Annotated in this window: 19 protein-coding genes and 2 pseudogenes; 8 read left to right on the top strand and 13 right to left on the bottom strand. The window is 60.4% G+C overall.

Features of this window, described 5'->3' with window-relative positions; genetic code table 11:
* Positions 1–838: 838 nt before the first annotated feature.
* Positions 839–1,771 (bottom strand): NucA/NucB deoxyribonuclease domain-containing protein, encoded by a 933-nt coding sequence (locus tag LDO27_RS25155; protein ID WP_222208869.1) that lies wholly within the window; start codon positions 1,769–1,771, stop codon positions 839–841.
* 1,551 nt (positions 1,772–3,322) lie between these two features.
* On the opposite strand from LDO27_RS25155, the gene LDO27_RS25150 reads away from it, so the two are divergent.
* Both LDO27_RS25150 and LDO27_RS25145 read left to right on the top strand, forming a co-directional pair.
* Entirely contained in the window at positions 3,323–3,595 is a 273-nt protein-coding gene (locus LDO27_RS25150) for a hypothetical protein (protein WP_222208867.1), read from the top strand.
* Positions 3,596–4,012: 417 nt separating this feature from the next.
* Positions 4,013–4,486, top strand: coding sequence for a hypothetical protein (locus tag LDO27_RS25145; RefSeq protein WP_222208865.1), 474 nt, complete (start codon positions 4,013–4,015; stop codon positions 4,484–4,486).
* Here LDO27_RS25145 and LDO27_RS25140 read toward each other — a convergent pair.
* Both LDO27_RS25140 and LDO27_RS25135 read right to left on the bottom strand, forming a co-directional pair.
* Positions 4,464–4,712 carry a hypothetical protein gene (locus LDO27_RS25140; RefSeq protein WP_222208863.1) on the bottom strand — a complete coding sequence of 83 codons (249 nt, stop codon included), beginning with the start codon at positions 4,710–4,712 and terminating at the stop codon, positions 4,464–4,466. The two genes, LDO27_RS25145 and LDO27_RS25140, sit on opposite strands and share 23 nt — an antisense overlap.
* A gap of 16 nt (positions 4,713–4,728) precedes the next feature.
* A complete protein-coding gene (locus tag LDO27_RS25135; protein ID WP_222208861.1) occupies positions 4,729–5,484 on the bottom strand; it encodes an energy transducer TonB in 756 nt (251 codons plus the stop codon).
* 955 nt (positions 5,485–6,439) lie between these two features.
* Between LDO27_RS25135 and LDO27_RS25130 the strand changes: the two genes are divergently transcribed.
* A complete protein-coding gene (locus LDO27_RS25130) occupies positions 6,440–6,979 on the top strand; it encodes a hypothetical protein (protein WP_224044552.1) in 540 nt (179 codons plus the stop codon).
* Between the two features lie 141 nt (positions 6,980–7,120).
* Here LDO27_RS25130 and LDO27_RS25125 read toward each other — a convergent pair whose 3' ends face one another.
* On the bottom strand, positions 7,121–8,188 hold the full coding sequence (locus tag LDO27_RS25125) for a COG3904 family protein (RefSeq protein WP_222208858.1): 1,068 nt from the start codon (positions 8,186–8,188) through the stop codon (positions 7,121–7,123).
* Positions 8,189–8,522: 334 nt separating this feature from the next.
* Here LDO27_RS25125 and LDO27_RS25120 point away from each other — a divergent pair.
* Positions 8,523–8,980 (top strand): annotated as a pseudogene (locus LDO27_RS25120) (tyrosine-type recombinase/integrase).
* Positions 8,981–9,154: 174 nt separating this feature from the next.
* Positions 9,155–11,449 (top strand): AAA family ATPase, encoded by a 2,295-nt coding sequence (locus LDO27_RS25115; protein WP_222208857.1) that lies wholly within the window; start codon positions 9,155–9,157, stop codon positions 11,447–11,449.
* Between the two features lie 557 nt (positions 11,450–12,006).
* On the opposite strand, the gene LDO27_RS25110 is transcribed toward LDO27_RS25115, so the two are convergent.
* Positions 12,007–12,306, bottom strand: coding sequence for an H-NS histone family protein (locus LDO27_RS25110; protein ID WP_222208856.1), 300 nt, complete (start codon positions 12,304–12,306; stop codon positions 12,007–12,009).
* 378 nt (positions 12,307–12,684) lie between these two features.
* Between LDO27_RS25110 and LDO27_RS25105 the strand changes: the two genes are divergently transcribed.
* Positions 12,685–13,401 carry a DUF6998 domain-containing protein gene (locus LDO27_RS25105; RefSeq protein WP_222208855.1) on the top strand — a complete coding sequence of 239 codons (717 nt, stop codon included), beginning with the start codon at positions 12,685–12,687 and terminating at the stop codon, positions 13,399–13,401.
* A gap of 248 nt (positions 13,402–13,649) precedes the next feature.
* Here the strand turns inward: LDO27_RS25105 and LDO27_RS25100 are convergent, their stop codons facing one another.
* Positions 13,650–14,282, bottom strand: a complete 633-nt coding sequence (locus tag LDO27_RS25100) for a DUF6988 family protein (protein WP_222208854.1) — start codon at positions 14,280–14,282, stop codon at positions 13,650–13,652.
* A gap of 277 nt (positions 14,283–14,559) precedes the next feature.
* Between LDO27_RS25100 and LDO27_RS25095 the strand changes: the two genes are divergently transcribed.
* A complete protein-coding gene (locus LDO27_RS25095) occupies positions 14,560–15,342 on the top strand; it encodes a hypothetical protein (RefSeq protein ID WP_222208853.1) in 783 nt (260 codons plus the stop codon).
* Positions 15,343–15,646: 304 nt separating this feature from the next.
* Positions 15,647–16,101 (top strand): annotated as a pseudogene (locus LDO27_RS25090) (SDR family NAD(P)-dependent oxidoreductase); the annotation flags it as partial.
* 208 nt (positions 16,102–16,309) lie between these two features.
* Here LDO27_RS25090 and LDO27_RS25085 read toward each other — a convergent pair.
* The 7 genes from LDO27_RS25085 to LDO27_RS25055 all read right to left on the bottom strand — a co-directional run bounded on the left by LDO27_RS25085 (position 16,310) and on the right by LDO27_RS25055 (position 23,449).
* Complete coding sequence (locus LDO27_RS25085) at positions 16,310–16,876, bottom strand: hypothetical protein (protein WP_222208852.1); 567 nt, start codon at positions 16,874–16,876, stop codon at positions 16,310–16,312.
* Entirely contained in the window at positions 16,873–17,457 is a 585-nt protein-coding gene (locus tag LDO27_RS25080; RefSeq protein ID WP_222208850.1) for a hypothetical protein, read from the bottom strand. The genes LDO27_RS25085 and LDO27_RS25080 overlap by 4 nt, the downstream gene beginning before the upstream one ends.
* A gap of 743 nt (positions 17,458–18,200) precedes the next feature.
* Positions 18,201–18,413 carry a hypothetical protein gene (locus LDO27_RS25075; protein WP_222208848.1) on the bottom strand — a complete coding sequence of 71 codons (213 nt, stop codon included), beginning with the start codon at positions 18,411–18,413 and terminating at the stop codon, positions 18,201–18,203.
* A gap of 456 nt (positions 18,414–18,869) precedes the next feature.
* A complete protein-coding gene (locus tag LDO27_RS25070) occupies positions 18,870–21,071 on the bottom strand; it encodes a family 16 glycosylhydrolase (protein ID WP_222208846.1) in 2,202 nt (733 codons plus the stop codon).
* Positions 21,068–21,910: a glycosyltransferase family 32 protein gene (locus tag LDO27_RS25065; RefSeq protein WP_222208844.1), complete on the bottom strand. Its 843-nt coding sequence runs from the start codon at positions 21,908–21,910 to the stop codon at positions 21,068–21,070. The genes LDO27_RS25070 and LDO27_RS25065 overlap by 4 nt, the downstream gene beginning before the upstream one ends.
* A 464-nt stretch (positions 21,911–22,374) precedes the next feature.
* Positions 22,375–23,022, bottom strand: a complete 648-nt coding sequence (locus LDO27_RS25060) for an SEL1-like repeat protein (protein ID WP_222208842.1) — start codon at positions 23,020–23,022, stop codon at positions 22,375–22,377.
* Positions 23,023–23,101: 79 nt separating this feature from the next.
* The gene (locus LDO27_RS25055; RefSeq protein WP_222208840.1) at positions 23,102–23,449 is read right to left on the bottom strand and encodes a hypothetical protein; all 348 of its coding nucleotides are present in this window, start codon (positions 23,447–23,449) and stop codon (positions 23,102–23,104) included.
* Between the last annotated feature and the right edge of the window lie 308 nt (positions 23,450–23,757).

Raw genomic sequence — 23,757 nt, 5'->3', positions numbered from 1 at the left:
CACAGCGCGGGGCCGCAGGACCCGCGCTCCCCCGCCGCCGCGCGGCGCACAACAGCGCCGGCGCACGCCGGCAGGGCAACGCCCGGCAAGCGATAGCGCGCAGTGGCGACGCCCGCAGGGTGGCGTCACGGAGGCGTCAGGGATGGAAGCCCGAAGGGGCGAGATCCGCGTCAGCGGAGCTCGATGCGAAGCACGAGAGCCCGGCCCGCAGCGCAGCGGAGGGAGACGCTAAGGTGGACCGAACTGGGCCTGCCCAGGTGCTACGGCAAAGACGCAGTGGACCGACCAGAACCTCGCAGCCCGGGCGATGCAACGCATGGAGCCAAGGACGGCCAACTTAATAGGAAGAAAGCCGGTCCAGTGCGTGCACTGGTGCTGCCCAGAGAGCCCATCGAGCAGACCGCCCTCCACCAAGGGGAGAGCCGCAGGGGCGATCCTGGAGGGCGCTCCCGTCATCCGCTCGCGGGACGGCGGATTGGCGCCAGGCACACGGGACAACAGCCACCAGGCGTCGGCGGACGGTACCTGGGCGAAAAGGCACGCCTCTTCAGCATGAAGCGACGCGCGTGGACTGGGGGTAGCCTGGCATCATCGATCCAGAAGCGCCAATGGCCGCCACCGATTGTGGCCGAAGCGTCCTGCCGGCTGTCGACCTCACGGAAGCGGGCAACTCCCAGTCAGGATCGACGCCGATGATGGCGCGGTTCGCCAGTTTGCTGCGTTGGCGGTACGCGGAACGTCGCCGGCGGAACGGCGACATCAGCTAGGCACGCATGCTCCGCCCGATAGCCATGTACACGCGCCCGACCACTGTTGCGGCCTTAGAGGACGCGCTGCGCTACCTCGGCGCGATATGGACCCAGAAGGCATCCCCGCTCCCATCGAAGACAAAGCTGGAATAGGGATTCTTCAGCGTCCCGCGCTGTCCGGTCTCGTACGACATGTCGATCACGCGCTGTCTGGCGTAGAAGTCTGCCAGCGCGCTACCCACCGCACGATTGTCCGTGCGAGAGACAAAGCGCGCCGACGTCGTGGTGCGGCCGGCAAACGCGCCCTCATAGGTGCTCGCGAATGGGTACTCATCGCAATCGCAGGGATCGGCCCGCTCGTTCGGGCAGGATGCGCTGTGCTGCGGATGCAAACTGATGACGGAAGTGCTCACCGTCGAGCAGGAGGCATAACGGTTCGCGTCGCGCATGGCAGCGATCTGCGTCCGGTGCAGCGCCCCACGCTCGGCCATGGCGCTCTCATCGGCAATCGCCCGGAAGCCAGGCCGCATCCGGAAGCGCCCCGGCGCCCCATGTCCCAGCGCATCGTCCATGTGCGCCACCGCCTCGGCACCAGCCTCCGCACCGCTCGACACGACGAACACGGCGGCAGCCTGCGGGAAGATGCACCCCTTGGTACCCGCCCTTGCCACGCCACGATCGCAGCGTATCCGGACCCCCGCGGCATCCAGCCCCGCGTCGAACACTGGAGCATCGCCGGGGGACACATCAGACGATCTGCCGCTCCCCGCACCACTACCGACGGCATGACTTGCATCCCTTACCCAATAGGCGAACGTGTTGAACGCCAGGTCGAACGTCACCACGTCCTTGACTTGTCCCGGCCGCGGCGTCCAGTCGAACTCGATGACGTATTCCCCCGACACTTCGCGCCCGTCGACCGGTACCGCGATCGGATCACCGGACGCGACATGGCAGGCGGGCGGCTCATCAAACAGCTCCTGTGCCGGGCCGCACGTGAACACGGGCTTCACCTGGACCATGAGCACCCCGTCGCCTTCCGACCACACCGGACCCCGCGTGACATCCACCGCGCGCAACGCCACACTGACCCGCTTTCGCAGGGCATTGGAAGGCCCGTACACGCTGACTCTGGATACGAACCTGGCGGTCCCAATGGACCCGACGCTCCCCTTCCCGCCCTCCTCCCCATCGGGTCCGGCCCGTACCCGCCCCGCTTCCGCGTCTCCAACGCGCAAGGCCACGGGCGCACTCTCACCCTGCCGACAATCGACATGCCGGCTTACCAGAGCCCGAAGCCGATTGATGCCTGGCGTCGGATCCGCCATCGGCACAAAATCCCGCTCATCGATGCACCGCTCCTCCGTCAACGAAGGCACATCCGGCAGGGGAGCCGGCGCCGCTAGCATTGGGGCAACGCCCGTCATTCGAGCCACCGGACCTGGCACGCCGGGACTTCCCGCGCAACTCGCCAGCAGCGTCCCCGCCAGCACGGCCCCAATGACCGTACATCGATCGACATAGCGCATGCAGTCCCCTGCTAGTTCCGTTGTCCTTAGGAGGCGGCCGTGGAAACTACAGACGCCCGCGTACCAGTTCGGTCATCACTCAGTCGAACCGAGGCAATAAAACTCATCGGCCAGCCTGATCAGCGATTCGGGATACTCAACTCTGTTCCAAGCGGACCCGTGCAGCGCGACCATCAACTCGCCCAACCCTGCCCAGCGGTGGCAAAGCGCGTAGATACCGCGGCACCTGGACCGCTTTCCCGGTCAGCCGCCGTCGGGAACCGAGACACTGGAATCGACGGTACTTCTGGATGACCTCACACCGCTCTCCTGCTGATCGTCCTGAATGGCACTGGTAGGGACATGCTTGCCGAGCTGGCGGTGCAGCCGCTGTAGAGAGCAGGCAATTCGGTTCTCTTTTTTGCCATGGAGATCTCGGCATCGGGGCTCAGGCACCGCACCTAGTGGCTACCGCTGAGCGTCATAGATCATGAGCCAGCTAACAGAAGCGTCTCCACGTGGCCCCGTGGCGGCCGCTGTCGGGTGCGGACTGAGCTTGTCGGTCATCGCGGCAGAAGACTGGCGCGCTGTCACCGCGCGGCACCCCCTTTTTATGGGACTCCAGAACCGGCTTCCTTGATGGTCTCTCCGCCAATCCGGCTCCGGCATCGTTGTAGCGATGGCCGTCTTCTGCATCTAATCAGAGAATTTCCGACGCTTCTTATGCGTGGCGTCAAAGCAGACTACCGCTGAAAGCCCAATGCTGTCCGGCAACGCGATTCCCGCGGCCGCTGGACGGCAATCTCTATACCCCCCAAAGCGGGGGTCAAGTCCGCCCTAAACTCGCCGACTAATGACTGTTCGGCATCGAGCAGGCCCATACCGGCCCTGAATCCGCGAGACGGAGACTACCGCGCAGTTGAGCGACGAGAAAGCGGTCGACCCCACTGCGCCACAAGCGCATCACCGGTAGAGATGCTCTTCTTGGATCCTTTCGGCGAGAAGCTCCCGGCCAGGCTAGCCTGTCGGCTCTGAACCAACCACCAGAAAATGGACAATTCATCAATGGAAACGCCCGTTACGCTGCGCCAGGCGTACCTCATCATGTTCGATTTCCTCGAAAGGGAATGGGTTCGGCTCAACCGGCCGGACGATCTTGGCGCACTGCTCAGCAGCCTTGCGTTGTGGAATGAGCGCAATGGGAAAGGCGTTCCGATGGATGCCGCGATATTCCCAGAGTGGATCGAGGGTGCCCGCCGTGTGCTCCACAGTGACCGGACAACGGACGGCTATACGAATGCCGACATCAGACTTTTGACGAGGTCACCAAGAGATTGACGTGTCCTTGACCCGGTTAGTCGTCCGCATCGGGTCGGCAGCGTCCAGCCGTCAGACACAACAACCGACCAGCTTCTAAAGACGCGGGTTCGCGACCACAACTAATCTCCAAGCGGCGGACCGCCTTCCACACGCCGACGCAAAGAGTTCCAACCCGAGCAGATACCGAACAACATGAAGCTGTCAGGTTTCCCCCAGCAGCCAGCCGGACCGAGAAACAGGCGATGCCGCCCGTTGCGAGCACTGTTCTACTCATTGACCACTGCACTGCTCGTGGGCTGTGCATCAGAGTATCCCCGCCCACCTGACTGGGCCCCGCCCGTCACAGCCCCCGACGCGGCATGCCCGCGTCTCGAGGGTCTCTACGATGATGGCGGGGAATCCGCTAATCGCGATGCCTTGCGATCGGACCTTAGTTTGTCGGTTTGGCTGCTGCGCTATATGCCTTCGGGCCGTGGCGCGCGTGTCCATTTACGCCTGGCGGGCTATGGCGGCAGCCAGACGCGCCTAGAGGTGACGGTGCTGGATGCCACCGGAAGCGTGCTGCGCAGCCAAGTGCTGGAGCGCGGCACTGACGACAGGCAGCAGGAGACATTCTGGTGCTCGGAGGGCGTGCTGTGGCTGCCGATGGTCACCAAGGTGATCAAAGACGGCACGGGGATCGGGACCAACAGCACGCAGAAGGGACTGCAATTGGCGCAGGACGGTACGCTACTGGGCGTTCACCGAAGTGCGGGGGTTGCGCTTATCGGCTGGGTGGTCCCGATTGCCTTGTCCCACGACATCTGGTTTCGCTGGCCCGCGGTCGACGAGCGGCGGCCGCCTTCGAACGCGCGCGCGCAGCAACAGAATCTCGAACACCCGGCAGCTAGAGCGCAAGAAGCGCATTGAGCGCGCCACGCACCATTTGCCGGACCAGCGCATGGGCAAGCCGTTTGCACAGGCTCTCCGCCCACTGCGACACGCGGTCCAGTTGCTGTGGAGCGCCGTTCCATTTGGCACCCCTCGTCGGCATGGCGGCCTCGGTATCAGATGCGAGACAGACTAGCGACCATCGAAGAGCGGATTCCTTCATTTTGTTTATGAGGCGGATATCGGCGACGATTGCTACGTCCATCTCAGGCGACCGAAGGCTAATTCGACCGGTCATGAAGATGGACTGTCGCTCCCGGTGCGTCCGGATGTGAGCTAGGTTCAGCACCATCCTGCCAAGCGACGACTGTCCATGGCTGGATGGCAGTGAACGCAATGCGCTGGCCGTCTTGATAGACCGGTGCACATCGCATGGAATAGACCGAGCGTACGGCTTCGAAATCCATTGCTTCGTTGCCGGACAAGGTGACGATCGCTGCTTTTCTGACGAATCCGTCCGGATCCGTGGTGAATCGAACGCTGGCCGAAGCTTGCTGACCCGGAGGCAAGCCAACATGATAGGGGGGCATCGGCCTGGTGCAGGGATGGCGCCCTCCGATCATCTCAGGCTCAACGTTCGGCGCGCAACGCTGAAAAAGCGCTGCGCGGTATCTGGCTTGAGCTTCCAACACGTTCGGCACGAAACGCAGACGCATCAGCCGATCTATCACCGGCATCCCCATCCATGCCAAATACTCCCGCGTGCCGGCGGCCGTCAGTGTGACAGTGGTCGTGGTCGTTCGCGCCATGCCCCTATCACCAGCAAGCCGCTCCATCATGCCGATCATCATACGGCCGGCGTCGGATTCTAGAATGGCAACTAAAGATTGCTGCTCATGCGAGCTCAGGTCGGCTCTGAGGCCGTCTGCCAAGGCGTCGCCCAACTGCGCCGGATCGATGTTCCGAACACACTGGAGCACATCGGGCGAATAGTTCAGCGATGATTGCCGAGCCTCTGCAAGGAAGCGATCGGCCAACTAGAAGCCGAGGAATAGCCGAGAAATTCCCCGCATTTGTGCATCGGTCGCACCCTCAGACGGAGTCTGAGCTATGGCGGAGAGCGGCACTGCGGCGGAAAGGAGCCAGCAGAAAACGACACCCGATTTTGCGAGCAACGACATCACTGTGATCTCGAGTTGAGCCCACATTCCGGGTGACAGGCGTTAACCATGAATCACAATGAAGGTTTTGTGACCTCTCGGTCGTTCCGGATCTTGTATTCCTTGCGCACCATGCATCGCCGCTGCGAGCGTGAGCGAAGACAACAAAGGACGTCCATTTGCGCGAGATTAAGACGCGTCGCTCCGAGTCAGCGCGCTGGCGCCGGCGATTCGTGCAACCGAAATTGAGGGCGTTGAAAAATCAAGCAAAGATCTGGCCGGAAGACGTAGTCGTGCGTCGCTTGCCGGCCAGGAGCGGTCATTCAGCTGCGTTCACCAGAGTGTCGATTGTTCGCGCCACAGGCGGCTTGTCTCTGGCGCCTTGCGTGTCCGTTTCAAGCCGGACCGTCAGGACTCCACTAAGCTGCGATAGCGGCACGCATGGACCGGCCGCACTCTACAAGCTTGAAGGACCGCTTTGGACCGGCTTGTGCCGGCTTGCCTGGGCCTAACCGATCTCGCGCTTGGTCGGATAGCCCGCGCACACACGCGGACATACAAACGGCGGCTCTGTGCTGGACGCCTGCGCTTGCGTGGGCCATCGCATCTTGGCCCACCCCTCATGCACTAGCACCCTTACGTCCCGTCGGACCCCACCGATTGGTGGACCTGAACTCCGAACTGCCGCAGATCATCCGATACACTTGCAATCTTTACGACTGCGCGCACGCCAGGCATGCTTGACAGTGGAAGCGCTACGCCGGTGCCGAAATCGATAGCGGTCTTTTCGAGGATTCTGAGCTTGATATCTACAAAAATGCGACTTTCGCCCGTGCTTTTCCTCAAGACTGCGGCAATGTCCACCTGTTTGGTCACCCTTTTGCTGAACTCCACGGGGGCTTCTGCCGCGAGTATCGATGGGTGGGAAGCAAGCTATGTCGACATGAACTGCATCGCCGACGGTGTGGCGTTGGACCCGCAGAATAACTACGTCTGGAACGTGAAGCTCATTCACCCGGCTCAAAATCAGCTGACCCTAGTTACCGGCTTGTATAACAAGGAAGTCGCAGGCATGTTCCAGGGAGTTGAACTCGGCAAGGATGTGAAAGTTTGGCTGCTTATTGGAGGGAGCGAATTCCAGGCAAACGAGGTTATGTTCGATAAAGAAGGTTGGCTCGTACTAAGCCTTGACAACAGCAATAAACTTCAAAGCAGCATCACCAGAGCGCCCATAGTTTCACTGATTATGAAGCCGAACCAAAAAACCGATAAATTCCGCTTGTCCACTTTGCATCTTTCGAATGCGAAAACTGCATTCGATTGGCTTCACAAATGCACAGTATCTGGCATACGCTCGTTGCCGACCCGTTAGGATTGCTTGTAGAGACCCAAGGGGGTAGAAGCGAGCCAGACCGGAGTGGCTGTCATTTCTGAGTTCGAAGAAAGCGAATCGCACGCGAGTCGTGCGTTCCATCTCCCAGCAGTGAGTCCTTCGCCGCCAGTCCTCCACTACTCACCGCCTGGCGGTGTAGCAGTTCTTCGCGTAGTCCTGAATCTTGCCTTTGACGCCGCTGATGTCAACTGAGGCCGTGTATCCCACGGCCCCGTCCGCAGCAATCCAGGCGGTAATGGTCTTGGATGACAACAAGGTCCGCATGTCGGCAGATCTCAATTCCCGATGTACCCACACGACCGCCCCCCTGCTCTGGAGCCCCTGTGCAGTGGCCCCCTTTCTCTGAGGCTGAATCTCTGTTCCGTCGAACGTGAAATACGAGTTCGTGGCCCACTCGAATTTACCTTTGGCATCCGCTTCAGTGGTGACCAGCCCACCGCCCAACCCCATCTTCCCATCAAAGCACGTGAACAGGAAACGGGCACTCCAGTTTGCATACTCCTGTTCCACTTTCAAATAGGTTGCACCTTGGGCCTGTTTCAGCTCCGCGGTTGCCGGCTGTGTCCCGTTATTCGAGAATCGCAGCTTCGCCGCATCTTGCGCGGTCAACCAAAGAATGTCCTCAGGACGCACTGAGGCTGACGCCGAAAATGCCAAGGCATCGACGCCCATATTCTGTAGATATGCCACGATGAGACCGCTCGTTTCCTGGCTCGTGCCATTGTCTATCGTTGTGCTTTTGGCCGAAAACTGATGAAGCCCCAGCTTTGTCTCCTTACCTGAGAAGTATCGCCCACGACCGCCCGCAAACGCGTAGGCGCACGCGCTCGCACAATATCCCCGTTCAACCATCTGGCCTTGCGAATACGTCGCGATGCCCGTGTCGAATCCGAGGCTGCGGATTTTGGTGCCGAGTTGTATGCCACCAAACAGAGATCCGCCCGGGGAATTTAACAGCACGGTCGCGGAGGTTATATGGTTTGCCTTGACGAACCGCTCAAAGTCCATCGCCGTGGACGCGGTAATCTCACCATCCGCGTAGATTCTCGTTTCGCCGCCCCCGCGATTGATCCATGACAGCGCGTCATACGCATCATGCTTCGGAGCGGAGAATGTCATGGCATCTGCATTTCCCACCGACAGGGCAATGGCTAATAACGAAGCCTTAGCGAAGATTTTCATTTTCAAGGTTATAGATTACCTAGCGAGCTAGGTCCGCAACGACTGGCAGTGTAGCTGAACTGCCTTCCCTTGTTGCACCCCTCTCTGCGCGGGGAGACGGCCGCATCCACCGGCTTGACAGCCCTTTAGCGGGATATGAACAAGGCTGAGAATTTCACCTAATCGGCCAGTTAAGCGAAAGCCGTTCCGTGGAGAGGCGACGCCGACTGGCGTCGCCTCTAACGACCGGCGAACGCTCAAGAGCGGCCACCGTCGGCCTACATGTTCACCGGCAGTTAAGGGGCGTACAGCGCCCCTTGGAGGAAGCGCCAGCTAGGTCTCCCTTCATCTGAAGACCGTCATGGACGCGCTCAACTCCCCTGCAGTTCGTCGCGTCCCTTGGAACAAGGGCAAAGCTCACGGGTCAGAAACCGCCCTTGAAGCTCAAGGAGATCCGGGCCATCCGAACCAGGCTGCAGATGTCGGCGAACGCGCGATAGCCTTGATGTCTGGATCCGAGTACGCCCCTCCTGCGGCAATCGGATTACCTGTTTACCAGTCGGCTCGACGCCTCGGCCCGTCTTTCTACGCGACAGTACGCCCGCTTGGTTCATCGTTGGATCGCGTCTATCGGCCCAAATGACTCGGCATACGGAACACACATCCTGCGCCGAACGAAGGTGTCATTGATCTACCGGCGTAGGAAGAACCTGCGCAGTCCAGTTGCCACTCGGGCACACGAAGATCGAAAGCACGGTCAGATATCTCGGCATCGAGGTCGACGACGCTCTCGAGATGGCGGAGCAGACTGAAGTTTGATAGCACCACGGCCGGCGAGCGGTCGCTTGCCGGCCAGAAGCGGTCTGTCGATGCTGAGACCGAAAGCCGTCAGCGTTTGGCGTAGGCACGAAAAAAATCGTCGATAATGGAAACCCTAACAAGAGCGAGGGAGCGAGACATGAGCTGCAAGATCCGGCGTTCGGAGTCCCGTTCATGAGCCTTGATCGCATCCAGCTGCTCCGGAATGTGGGGCAATTCGACTCGGTGAACGAAGGGGCTCAACTACCGCTCACGCGCTTGACGCTGATCTACGCAGAGAACGGTCGCGGAAAGACGACCCTTGCCTCCATCCTGCGATCCGCAGGCACCGGCGACGCCCAGCTTGTCACCGAGCGCCATCGCCTTGGGTCTCAGCATCCACCACACTTGGTCCTCGCTCCTCGGGCAGGTCCACCGCTTGTCTTTCAGAACGGTACATGGTCAACCACGCTGCCCGGCATCGCTGTCTTCGATGACCACTTCGTCGCGCAGAATGTCTGCGCAGGCGTCGAGATCGGCCCGTCACACCGACAGAATCTGCATGAGTTGATTCTTGGAGCGCAGGGCGTTGCGTTGAACGCCGCCCTTCAAGCCCACGTGGCTCGTATCGAGGAGCACAACCGCACCTTGCGCGCGCTCAGCGATGCGATCCCGGCCGAAGCGCGTGGCGTCATGGCAGTTGACGCATTTTGCGCTTTAGTGGCCGACGCAAACATCGACGGCGCGATCCGCGAGGCGGAGCGCAACTTGGCTGCGGCGCAGTCGGCCGATGCCGTGCGACAGGCTGAGCCGTTTATCGCTTTCAGCTTGCCTGCTATCGACACCCAAGCCATCGACGCGCTTCTCGCCCGCACGCTGCCTGATCTTGAGGCCGCCGCTGCCGCCGCCGTCCAGGCCCATCTGGCCAAGCTCGGTCGTGAAGGGGCAACCTGGATCAGTGAAGGCATGCAGGGGGTTGCCAGCGCTTCTGCCGGCCTGGACCACAAGATCTGCCCGTTCTGTGCTCAGGACTTGGCCGGCTCGCCGCTATTGCGCCACTACCAGGCATATTTCAGCGCGGCCTACGACGGGTTGAAACGCGATGTAGCACAGCAGATCCAGGCGTTGAACGACACTCATGGCGGACTTGCGGCTCTCACCTTTGAACGGTCTGTACGCGATGCGGAGCAGCGTCGCACCTTTTGGGGCACCTTCCTGCAGGCGCCGGAGATCACAGTCGACGCCGCCGTACTGACACGTGCCTGGATTGAAGCAAGAGATGCGGTCGCAGAAGCGCTCGCCGCAAAGCAGGCCGCGCCTCTGGAAGGCAGCGTGCTGCCCGAACCTGCGCTGGCCGCCATCGCCGCATACGAGAGGGCCAAGGTGGACATCACCGCCTGTTCGGAAGCGCTGCTGGCTTGCAATGCCCAGATCGCCCTCGTCAAAGAGCGCGCGGCAACGGCCAACGTAGCAGCACTGACCACCGATCTGGCAAGACTGCGGAGCACTCGAGCGCGTCACGCAGCGGCAGTGGCGCCGCACTGCGACGCATACCTGGCGGAGAAGCGGGCAAAGACCCAAACCGAAGGACTGAGAGCGCAGGCGCGCGACGCGCTAGACAACTACCGACGGAACATCTTTCCGGCTTACCAGGGTGTAATTAACGACTACCTTGGTCGCTTCAATGCCGGCTTTCGCCTTGACCAAGTCGACTCAGTCAATACACGAGGAGGGTCGGCGTGCTCGTACAGCGTGTTGATCAACAACTCAGCGGTTCCCCAGACTGCCGATGCAGGTCCTTCGTTCCGCAACACGCTTAGCGCCGGGGATCGCAATGCGCTTGCGCTTGCATTCTTCTTTACTTCACTGGAGCAAGACCACCAGCTCGCGCAGAAGATCGTGGTCATCGATGACCCGATGACGAGCCTCGATGAACATCGTTCGTTGACCACCGTGCAGGAGATGCGTCGCCTGCTTCCCCGCGTTGCCCAGCTGATCGTGCTTTCGCACTCGAAGCCCTTTCTTTGCAACCTGTGGGAGGGCGCGAACGGAGCCGACCGCTCGGCTATCAGGCTTGTTCGCGCGGCAGCGGGCTCCACATTCGCCACCTGGGATGTCCGTCAGGACTGCATCACGGAGCATGATCGTCGTCACGAACTCGTAACCGCCTATCTGCAAGCCGCTGATCCGGCTGTCGAACGTCAGGTAGCTGCTGCCTTGCGCCACATCCTCGAGGCGTTTGCGCGCGTTGCCTTCCCTTCCACATTTCCGCCAGGTGCGCTGCTCGGGCCGTTCCTTGGCATCTGCGAGCAGCGAGTAAACACGCCGGCGCAGATCCTGGGCCAGGCCGACATCGCGGAGCTTCGGGCGCTGCTGGACTATGCCAACCTGTTCCACCACGACAGCAACCCTGCGTGGGCATCGCAGGTCATCAATGACCAGGCGCTCGTTGACTTCGCTCGGCGCACGCTTGCTTTTGCCAGACGGTAGGCGCGCCGTCAGCCGTTACCCGGAAACTATGGACAGATATGACAGGCCGGTCAGCAGATCACGGCCTTGCCTACGCCACGAACCTAATCCCACTTGTTTCACGCACCACTCCGGATTTGGCGGTAGGGTTCTGCGCGAGACCGGGAGGCGGCGACTGTCCGCTTTTGCTAGCGGACTGGCGTCCGTCATAAAGCGGTCACTACCAGCTAACTCCTTCCGACCTTGGATACCCTTCAACGGATGCACGACCTTGCCTTCACCGGTCGAGAGCCAAATACCAGGCAGGTTCGCAGCTGATTGCGAACCACTCGGGCAACGCACCCGCAACTATAAGTTTGGCGTTCCCAAACAGGGCTCAATTACGCCGACAACCTCCACCATCCGGCCGGGTATAGGCATTGATTTCCGGCAGATTCGTTCGGACAAAGGCTGCCGAACGGCGAATCGTCGCGGATCGACCGCCGGCGCCTCATGCGAATGGCGTCGCGCAACCATGCGGTGATCAACTACAACAGTCGCAAAGGAGCTTGCAATCTGAGGTTCTTGGCCCTTACGTCTCAACCCTGCTCAATGCGGAACTTCTCCCGGTTCTTTCCGAGCCAGCCCGGAGCGCGTCCCCGGCCCGACCAGGTCTTTCCGGTTTTCGGGTCCTGGTACATCGGGACCGATTCGGATGGCGCCCTAGTGCGCGGACGGCCCCTACCGCGCCGGCGAGCCAAATCGTCGACCGTCAGGCCATATTGATCCATCAGTTCGCGAATATGCTCGATTGCCGCACCGACTTCTGCCTGGCGCGCTTCTTCCAGTTGCACCTCCAATGCTTCCTTTTGCGCCAATAGCTCTTTGTATGTCGTCACTTAAATCTCCTAGAGGTAACCGCGAGTTGGACAACTGAGTCTAAAGGAAATTCCGGCCGATTGGCCAGTTAGGGGCCGCCACCAAAAACATCTCTCGGAATTGGCACACGAGGCCGATATCAACGCCCGGGAAGCTCGACCGGAACTAAGAGCGGCAATGCGGCGGCAAACCAGTGTGGCGCCAAAGCGCGCGGCGCGCCATGCTTTACCACAGAAAGGTCGTAACGACCGGAAGTGTTCAAGACAGCCGATACTTCCGCTTTCGAGCCCATTGGGAAAGCATTCGGTGCACCGTGATGTCGCACCTCCGGAATTGCTTGGTGCCCTGGCGCCTATGGGACAATGCATAGCAGCAATGACCTCTAAAGTATCCACCCTATGGCCCTGACCCAAATGCAGATCATCCAATCACTGGGTGAGGCAATGAACTGGTTCGAGCGAGAGATCAACTGGGGTGTGCCGCCCACCGAACTCAGACACCTGTGCGGGCGAATCGGAGAGCTCTACGCCGCCCTGATCACGGACGGGCAGATGGCGACGTCGGTCAATCAGAAAGGCTACGACGTCGTCGCAAAGAACGGGGACTACATTTCCGTCAAGACAACCGCCGTCATGTCACCGAGCATGCGGGTGGCTTTCAATCCGAGCACACTTTCTCTCGTGCAACGGGTGATCGTGCTTAGAATCAATGTGGAAGAGATGCAGATCGAAACGTTGCTCGATCTGCCAATCCAAGAGGCCCAGCCGTTGATGAAGTCGATCGACGGGAAACTGTGCCTGACCTATGCACAGCTCGTCCAGCGCAGCAGTGTCAAGAAGCCCGTGAAAGAGCTGAGGGCGGCCGCCTACAATGGATACGACGTTCGCGAGCTGGAGACGGGCACGATCGAAGTCGCGCGCGATGGCCAACTCATAGAGCCAGCGTTGCCGGTCCTTAGAGAACTGGCCGAACCCTTGCAGATCAGCATACTCAACGCAAGCGGAAACAAGCGCAATACCCGCCAGTTGGGCAGCGCCATTATTCGCGCGCTTCGGGCGAGCAATGAGCATCTCTTGGAAACGCCGCCCGACGATGACGGCCCCCTAGACATCTAGGGCAGAGACAAGGCGCCCGACACGCCAACCGTTGTGCCTTCGCGCTTACCCAAGCCCGTCACGAGGTCGGGACACCGCTACTCTCCAGGCTCGAATCAGTAGACCCACCGTCTTCAGCGAGCCCGCGGCGCACATGCGGAGGCCCGCTCATGGTCCGACCGCCTGACCATACAGCGGCTCCCAGATCGGTCTGCTCTCCCACGTTGCAACGACGTCAGCCCGACATCCGCCGGACGATCCGTGCCTCCCTAAGCCAAGGGAATGCAGTCCGCAAAGTCACGGTGCAGCTGGCGGACGGGCTCCATTCTGTCGGCATCCCCCGATACAACCGCGGCCAGCTGCGCAGCCACGCAGACGAGTCCATTTGCATTCTTCAGGACATTCTCGACGAGTTCATCGGGATAGCCGTCGCCGGATCGCGCCATGGGGTGCATGCCTCCGTGCGTATAGCTGTTCAGCGCCTTCCAATTCAGGTCCCGGTACTGGAGCAGCTGCCCAATCACGGCTCTGGCAGACGGTTCCTCCACGGCAGACAACGCGTCAAGCATCAAAGCCATTCCGGGCGCTTTGTCACCTGCGACCGCCGAGGTCTCGGTCAGCGGCTCGAAATACTGCGCTACCCACTTCTCATCGGCGGCATAGAGCAGCCAGATGCCGCGCACCAGCGTCTCGAACTGCGGACGCAGCAGCGCCAGTGCGGGACTCGGCAGTCCGATGCTCAGCAAGGCCAACGCTCCGCTGGCATGCTCTACCGACATCAGGCCGCAGCGGAATGCCGCGATGGCACGACGGTCGTCCATCGGCTGGACCATCGCGATGCAGGCCAGTGCCGCATTGTGGAAGGCCGCCACGCGTCCGTAGAAATCGTTGCCTGCAGTCATGGCGCATTCTCTCTCATATGCAAAATCATCGGAATCCTGGTAGCGCACCGCTAGAAGTGCGGCCGATCATAGACGACGCCGGACACCGTATGGCTGCACCCTTGACACGACAGGCACGGGCGCGCTGAGTGGACCGCCTCCTCGCTTACAATCCCTTGCCGACGCGGTGACAGCGAACGCGCGAAGATCTGCGCTCCGTCATCGCCGTAACGTTCGCGAGCAGGCCTTCCGTTCTCCATTGACACGTACTTGCCCGCGCCGTCCGCCCAATCAAACTATGTCCAAGCAGTTTGCAGAGTTCGCACCCGTCATCCGCTCTCTTCAGATCGAAGGTATCAATTACCCGGCAGACATCCCTGCCAGCTTTCTGTTGGCCAAGGAAGGCACACTCACCAGCCACTACATTCCGTTCGATCGCGTCAACCCTTCCGCCCGCCTGGTGCTGGTCGGCATCACTCCAGGCTTCACACAGTGGAAGAACGCCGTAAAGGAAGTCCAACGTCAGCTGATGGCGGGCGCCTCCCTGGACGACGCCCACGAGCGCGCCAAGCAGACGGGCGCGTTCAGTGGCGCAATGCGTCCGAATCTCGTCGCGTTACTCGACCGCATCGGACTGCATAGTCTGTTGGGACTCACAAGCTGCGCCGCCCTTTTCAGTTCCGCGACACATCTCGTGCAAAGCACGTCGATCCTGCGGCATCCTGTCTTTGTAAATGGACAGAACTATAACGGCGCGCCCAACATGACGCGCTGTGGCATGCTAAGGCAGCAGATCCTCACCGACTTCGCGGACGAAGCAGCTCAGGTACCCCATGCGCTTCTCATCCCATTGGGCCCCCGTGTCAGCGAAGGCCTGGATTGGCTGATAGCCCAAGGCAAGCTATCTGCCGACAGAATCCTGCATGGCTTGCCCCACCCGTCCGGCGCGAACGCCGAACGGATCGCATACTTCCTCGGGCGCAAGTCACGCGAGCATCTGTCCAGGAAGACAGACCCGGACAAATTGGACGCCGTGCGACAAGCGCTCTCCGCGAAGGTACAGTACTTCCACGCCCTGTAGTGGCGGCGCCGGCTACTGTGCCAGTCGCTATAGTGCAGCAACCCTCCCCGATCCACCGGCGAGCGATTACATGGCCGAATTGGAAATCAACAGGTTTTGAGCTGCCACGGGAAACGCGCCTACGACTGTCCACCACCAGGATGCACAGGACCCGCATCAACCTTCAACGCAGCGAACTGATGGGATAGGCGATGCTTGATGCGGCAATCGATACAGTGGTGCGGGCAATAGCGTGGTTCGTACTCGAAGTGATTTTCCTGGGTTGCGGCTACTGGCCTGGATGGCTCATTCTTAAGGTATCGCAGACCTTTCCGCGTCCACCTCGGACGTATGGCGGCAGATGTACGAAGTCAATGTTGTCGCCCCGTTCCGCCTGGTCGCTGAAGCACAGGCCGCACTGCGTGAGGCCGCCGCCAACGGTAGGGCGGGCTGTGTTGTCAACGTGAGTTCTCATGCGGGGATCCGGCCAAAGGGCGCCTCTATCCCCTACTCGGCGAGCAAGGCAGCGCTGAATCATGTAACTCGCCTGTTGGCACTCACGCTCGCACCCGAGATACGGGTCAACGCTGTTGCGCCGGGACTGGTAGATACGCCGCTCACGGCGACATGGACGCAAGCCCAGGAACTCTGGAAAGAGCGTTCCCCGATGCGCCGAGCGGCCAGACCCGAAGATACTCTCACGCAGTCTCAATGCTCATCGCCTCCGACTATCTGACAGGCGAGATCATGCTTCTGGATGGAGGATTGCATCTCACGTAACAGCCGCACCACGGCTCACCGGAACATGGAGCGTACTCCCAGGCCAAGGGCGCCGAAACACGACAGACTTTGGCCATCGGCGCAAGGCCTCAAACCGGCCGCGCGCAGGACAAGATCCCGCGGGCTACGTAGCATCCGTGGAAATCGATGCCGCTCGAAGACCCGGCTCCGCCATGGGTCGGTCCGTTCCCTACGGCCCTACGGGCCGCTACGACGGGCAGTAAGGTGTTCGCATGGCATCACCATCGGGGACTAACCGATGCCCGTATTCACCGTTGACAATCCGCGACACTGCTATCGACCCGAGCCCATTGCCGACCAATATCTCGTAGTCCTCGCCCGGAGCAAGGGTCATGTTCCATTGCGCATAACGGGGGAACGCGCTCATCGTTCCCTGGCCTTCCATCAGCATAAAGCGAAGAGCAATCGGCACACCAGCCCGCACACGCGCTTCGGCATAGGATATCGATGGATATTGGTCGCCCCCGGGCATGCCCAGCCGACTCAGCCGGCTCTCAACGATCCATTGAATGGCGCGGGTGTTGTAGCTCACCTGCACAACACGACCCACTGTCGCGTCTGTGGTGTAGAAACAAGGTGCCGGAGTCGCTTCGCTGACGATCACGTCCCCTGGCTCGGCCAGGCGAAATCGGACTCGCGCCCCACTTTGACCAGGGTCCACCGTACCGATCATCTCCGCGCAACCCGCGAGCAAAACACCGCTCATCAGCAACGCTGCACCGATGCGCATTGGGGGAAAAACCCTGCGCTTCATGGGGCCGCCTTCAGCGTGATATCTACGTCGCCGGTATACGAGTATGGAATGCCATAGACCGTGCCGTTCTCAGAAGCGATAGTCGACCGAATCGATTGCGGGCTTCCGGAGTAGATAACGACATAGCGCGCTTCGGCCGGCACTGTGTAGGTCGCAATCTTGGACATACGCCATGTGAGCATACCGCGCCGCGTGATCAGGGGCGCTTCTCGCGGTCCAGGCAGCGGGTTTCTCTTCACATCCAGAAAGACAGCGTTCGGCCTGAAGATAGTCATCATCGGCAGCATCGGGCCGCCGCTCAAAAATGCACGGACCTGGATCGAGGCGCCCTCTGCCGGCATCGGCAAGCTGTAAGCCGTAAAGACGCCGTTGCCCTCCGGAAATGAGAAGACAGGCGACGTCTCGGCATCGAAAGACACCGACAATGTTTGGTCGAACGACAGCGGCTCAACGGGAATGTCCTGCCATGACTGACAGCAAACTCTTGACGCGGGCGGAGCCGGGGGCGAGAGAGGCGGTCGTGCGCATCCGGTGAGGATGAGTGCCAACCCAATGATTGCGATCCGTATTTGGTGTTGCATGTGGTCTGCTCTTGCGAGGAAGTTTGCGACGTTCGCCCGACGAAATTCAAGCCAATCCACATTTACGGTTCCGCAGCCCCAACTCTTAACCCCCAGGATGGGGTTGAGGAAGAAATCGTCCGGTCCGACAATAGCAGCTGCATCGGAGACCCGTCCTCGGCTCCGCAACAAGATCTTCGCTGAAGCGAACCGATCGCCGAGAACCTCGCGAACACCTCAGAATCCTGCAGGTCGGCGGCTTGTTTCCACCGCACCCGTCGTCGGCCTGCCATTTCCGCGTGGGTGCGCGTCGGCACTCGGCCATATAAGGACTCACGCACAGGCTTTCGCACCGGCTTCGAACGACAACGCTGGTCTACACAATGACGCTCGTACGCGTAACCGCAGGCGTGTCGTCGGCCGACTCGGCCATTCGCGTGGAAGGTAAAGTGTGGTCTGGAGCTGGTGAAAGCCGTATGCGGAGCCGTCTCGGGCGTAACAGTAGTTGACGATCAATACGAAAAGGACAGATCTTGAATAATCTGGAGCGGTTCGCAGAAGACTTGGGTTCGCTGATAGGTAGACCAACGGACCTTCGTCCATTTGTCTGTGAGGGATCGCCCTTGGAGTGCGAGGTGTTCATTGCCGGCCTGAATCCGGCCTCGCCTATGAGAGCTGATTTCTGGGAGTTCTGGGACTCAGCGACAGGTTTCAATAAGGAAAGATGGTTGGAGGCATACAAGGCAGACCGCGCGGCGCGTCCATTAAAGCCAGGAAGAACGCGCCGAAACGCCGTCAGTAACACCCGCAGAGTCATCGAGTGGATGCTTCCCGCGCTGGCTCCCATCAGATGTCTCGAAACGAATATCTACTCTGCGGCCACCGAAGAGATCGCCGACCTTGAGCTCGAGCGCCGGATCACCGCCCCGTTCGATTTTCTCCTTGAACGGATCAAGCCAAGGGTTCTTGTTGTTCACGGTGAGGACGCGATCCGTCACCTCCGGCGAAAATCGTTGCCGATGACTCTCATCGAGGCCAAACACTTCTCACGCGGATGGAGCCACGAACTAGCTAGTCGCCTTGCCCTCGATGTCCGGACGGCAATCGGTACCGGGGCGGGAAGCACCAGAGTTTAGCGGGCCAGAAGTCCGCTGGCACAAAGAAGTCCGTGCGCGGATAGGCCGAGGGCGGAAACCGGCCAGGAGCGGTCAGCCAGGGCAAACTTCCGAGCGACGGCTTCAGACTGAAAACGGCCCCTCGGAGGCCAGGGAGCGCCGGGGCGCATCCCTCAGACCGTGATGCCTCCATATGGAGCAAATCATCAATGCGCGCGGCGGATCAAGGCGTTAGCGTCCCGGCCCCAGCTTGAGCAATAGGGTTCCCTCTCTCGCATGGGCGTCCCGATAAGCAGGTCCATCTCGCTAGAATGTCGGCTATCCTTCTTGCGCCGTATCGACCAGCCACCCCAACTCTTCGCCGTCCGAGACGGCATCGCCCTGCGCGTCGGTGCTATTCGCATCCACCGCGATTCGCCGAATCGCAGCAACAGCCGGCAAAGACTCGCGCACAAGTCTTCCTGCAAGTTCTTCGGACCGTGTGGGCCAGGTGTTGACATGCAGCGTCATGGGCAGATCGGGAATCGGCGTAGGGTCCCAGAGCACTCTCCGATGCACAAGGCGATCGTCGACGAACCATCGGATCTCGTCAGGGGCCCACTCAATTGCGTAGGTGTGAAACGCCTCAGAGGCGTCGAACCCAAGCTCGATGGCAAAAGGTGTCCCCCGGTAACCGTAGTCGAACTTTGCGCCATCGCAGCCTGGGTTGAAGAAGACGTTGGCCAGCATCTGGTCTGGACGGTTACCGGTAATCTCCACATCAATCTCCTGGCGCGGAAGATCTCTGTGGAGGAAGAAGCCCGAGACCAGGCCAGGAACGTTGGTCGCTCGCAGAGTTGCCTCAAAGCGTCCATACAGGAACCGGCCGCGGCTGGAAACAGCACCTGCGCTCAGTTCACGAACACCAAGCGACGCACTTGCGACCACCAGATCTAAACCACCAGAAGGCAGAACTCGCACGCTGCCAGGCCTAAAGAGTGCAAGGTTCCCGGGGAACGTATCGTCGCGCGACAGCCAACGAGACGCGTCTAGTTCGCTCAACTGGTCGTCAAACCGGACGCGAGATGCCTCCGACCACGGCCCAGGCTCGCATAGCTCCACGTCGATACCGTGCCAGTGGCGCGATGGCGGGGCAACCCACGGCGAAACATCGTGCTCCAGCCGCTTGCCTCTTGCCAGTCTTTCACCTGCGGGCGGAAGAGGGCGAAGACGACGAACGCCTCGCTCCGCAGCGCAAGGATAACTAGCACTGGGTGGCGGCATGCGCAAGTACTCGCACAGTTCTACCCACCCCTCGGGAAAGGCACGCTGGTGCAAGACGCTCTCAGGGGGCAGAGGTAAGTTCTTCGGGATCTCGCCGACGAAGATGAACTTCGCCCCGGGATATCTTTCCTTGAGCTGCGCGATGTGGGGCTCAAGCGCTGCGACATTGACGTAGGCATCAAAAACGCGTCCACGCTGACCTCGAAGCAAGCGACCTTTCTCCACAGGCGGAAGGTCGTCCAAGTCGCTGCAGCAGCGATAGCCCAGCATAGACAAGGCTATAGCCAGGGAGGATAGGCCAGTGTTCCGAGGGCCAAAGGCAAACACCGGTGTTTCCGTGGGACGCTGATGGAACGTGCCAGGCGTTGTATCGGAAAGAATCCCAATCTGGCTCAAAACGGGGAGAATCGAGTAGGAGTTCGTGGACAGCAGATCGACGCGCTGAGGGATGACAGAGCGGCGCAGCGCGCGAACGTCTGTCACTGAGAACTGCTGGTTGATCCAAAGGTCGATTGGTCCGCGGCACGGCAGGCGTGCAAGAAGCCGCTGAGCGCCGCGCTTGGACAACACATAGCCCGAGAGATACCAAAGCCCGCGCTCCGGTCGAAAGACGCTGCGCGAGAGCACAACCTTGGGAGCACCGTGCTTCACCTCTTTGAACGACAGGTAGAGCACGTCAAAGTCAGGATCGGTCCCGTCGCTCTCCCGCATCTCCTGCCACGCCGTGTCGACAAGGCGGCCAAAGCTCTGTTCGAACCAAACGTCATCCTCCAGCACCAGCGTGTATGGTGCCTTAGAACTGGCTATCTTTTTCCAGATGTCAATGTGCGATTGAGCCACCGCAATTTCTGCATTGCTCATTCGAATTTCCCGCGTCAGATCGAACGTGTCCGGTAGAACCTGTGGGTACGGGTCGACGGACAATTGATCCGCAAGCGTGTAGTAGGGCTCGATATCGACACCAGCAAGCGTTGCGGCCGGTAGGGCCCGCGCGTCGCAGGCTGCATGCCGGATGAGTCGCTTTGACAGTGGTTGCCCCGTGCAATCCACGATGCAATCCAGCTCTCGGGAAACAGCCACCAAGCGCTGCGGCTGCCGATCTAGATTGATCACATAGATGTCGCTGATCCTGCCCGGGTAGGCTCCGCCCACTGGCCCGAACGCGTAGGTCTTTTGTTTCGGCAACAGCACGCGCAAGCGCAAGAACATGGTGTGCAATAGGTGGCGGATGCCCCTCAGCGGCTCGAAGAGGTTCATGGTGCCCCCTCCTCATCAAAGGCAAACCGCTTGCCATTTGATATTCGCCAGTTTCTCCCGTCGGCACGATAGCTCAGCGGCCACTTGGATATGCCGATCGAGTCCCAGGTCCGGAGTACGGTCAGCCGGTGCTCATCAAGGCATTGCGCGCACATCTCGAAGATGATGCGCGACAGGTTGCCCGGGCCGGTAGTTGATTGAATCTCCAGCAGCTCACCCTCGGCTGCGAAGTTCAAGCGCAGGGTTGCACGCTCAAGTGCTCGACTGATGATGGGGTCTCCCTCGCAAGCGATCAACGGGTTGTTATTGACGTAGAAAATCAACCCGTCCCGGTTGGTTCCCGCTTGCAGGAAGACCTCGCACTGAACCATGGAGTCCGCAGCGATGTCGTAGCAAAGTGGCTGAACCTTAACGCCGTTCCCGACGAACAGCTCCGAGATGTCCTTGGCGATGCACACGTCATCGGCATCGACGTACATTCCTCCATTGATGACGAGATAGCACAATCGGAAGTAGTCTGCCTGCATCGCGGGGTGGTAGCAGCGCATGAACGCCCGCAGATGCTCCCTTCCCAGCGATTGTTCAATGAAGCGAGCCGCGCTGCGCGCATCGAAGATACGGTATTCGAATCCGCGTGATCCCCACCTCGACCAAGAATCCATGCACTCCAGCACGTCAGCAGGCAGCGCCTGCAAGTCATGCCAGTACTGCACGATTCGCCTGGGAATTGATGGTCCCTGGTTGTCCGGGGCCGTTGATGGTGGTGGTGCTTGAACAAGCCGTCGAATGAAGTCTGATCGTTGCAGGTGATGGCTGGGGCTGTCGTCTTCGAGGTGCATGGGTTCTCGGGCCCGTTGTTCATCGGATTAGAGTTGTAACAGAAAGTGTGATTCGCTCGAGCGAAAAAATTCCTGCGCGATCAAACGATGTAGTGTCGTTGAGACATGCGCGCGCTACCGCCTGTTGCTGCCACGGTGCATGCCGCGCGCGCGTTTGTATGCCCCCCGGAATCTCGCTGAAGAAACCGAGGCGCGCTCGTGGGGCGTGCGTGGACCGACCAACGTCCGCTATCGCTGCATTGCAGCCGATCAAACTGCCTCGCCCAACGGCCGTAATGGGTCGACAGCAGTCATTCAGAAGCCAACCTGGAATGACGGCTGCGCGTTGAGAACCATCGTCTGTAGACCGAAACTCAGCAACGGGACCGTCGGCAGATAACGCAGTCGCCAAGAGCAAAAGCCCACGTCGCTCCCGCCAACGGTGGCATCGCCCCCGAGGGACGAAGTCTTTCGCTTGCTCTCCGCTAGCATCCGCGCTCCGTCTGCCTTACCTCCCGGGATATCTTGCACATCACATCACGGTCTCGCCATTCATCTTCGAGGGTTTTGTTCTTCTCGATGATAGGGACATAGCCGTTGATCTTGTCGCCCTTGTACCGCCCATCTCGGAAATCCGGCCATATCCATTCGGCAGGCGATCGATATACGACGCATCGCCGGCCTGGCGAGGTAGTCGCACTGTAAAGGGGTTGTGCATAAGAGCACCGGTGCCTCATCCCCCGTTCTACCAGCTCCAGACCTCGCTTCCAGTCCTGCTTCTCGCGCGGTAGATAGACACCTTTCGTGTACTGCGGCGCGCCGCGTCCGTCGAACAGCATCAAGCCAAGCGCAATCATCGCGTCGCTGGAACCTCTATCCGCCGCGCGGCTGTACATATCCATGATCACGAGTGGATCGGCGACTCGACCTTCACCAATCCACCCTTCGGCATTTGCCAACGCGAAAAAGTAGTCCCCCATCGGGTCGCCGGCCGCTTGCAGTGCCTTGATATCCCTTACCTGTTCCGCGCGCAATGCCGATACCGTACTCTGGGTCGTCGATTGGTCAAGCCCGTTGGCCAACGTCATGGTTCCCGCCACGAGCACGCTGCAACCACCAAGCAGGAATGCCACGGCTGCGCATAGGAGTCGAACAGGACGGAAGGATCCCGGCGGCGACGTAGGATGGCCTGGCGTGCGCGGGGACAACGTGCTATTGAGCGGCATGGCACAGTCCCCTTGACAGCAGATACCCCTTCGCCAGCGCGGGAAACACCTTGTCGTGGATTGGCTGATACTCATACGACGAGAGCAACCACGTGGCCACGACAGTGTTCGCCATCGGTGTCGACGGAAGGGAGACGAGATCGGCCTTCTGACCCTGCTCGAGCGGATCGAGCCGCATCACGGCCGAGATGACCCGGGCATTCGCGACCGCACGCGTCCCGTCCACAAGCCGGTTTGCCGGCTCGTCGAATTCGCCTGTCCCGAAGAGCTTGTAAGGCCATGAAGCTAGTTCGCTCGCGGGAACCCCGCATTCGCTCTGCAGAATCGCAAACATTCGCATTTTCATTTGCCTGCGAAATGCCTTCGCGCTTCCGCGTCGAAGTCAAACCGATCGAACACGGTCGTGGCGAATGCGCTGTCTTTCACCTTCCAGTTCGGACTGGGCGCTTCATTAATACTTGGCATCGTCAGGCCTTGAGCCTGGGAGAGGATCGGTAGTAGGGAGAGAAGGATTGCGAGGAATCTGCGTTTCATCGTTGTAGGGCAGACCCGGCGGTAAGCCCGGCGGGCGCATCGCTGGCTCATCGCGATCGGCGTGGCGATGAAGTATGGCCCGCACGCATCTGCACGCATACCGCTAGG

It is taken from the genome of Cupriavidus respiraculi (assembly GCF_914271545.1).
Taxonomy (GTDB): Bacteria; Pseudomonadota; Gammaproteobacteria; order Burkholderiales; family Burkholderiaceae; genus Cupriavidus; species Cupriavidus respiraculi.
Note: the sequence above shows the minus strand (reverse complement) of the source record. Positions and strands in the feature narration are given on the sequence as shown.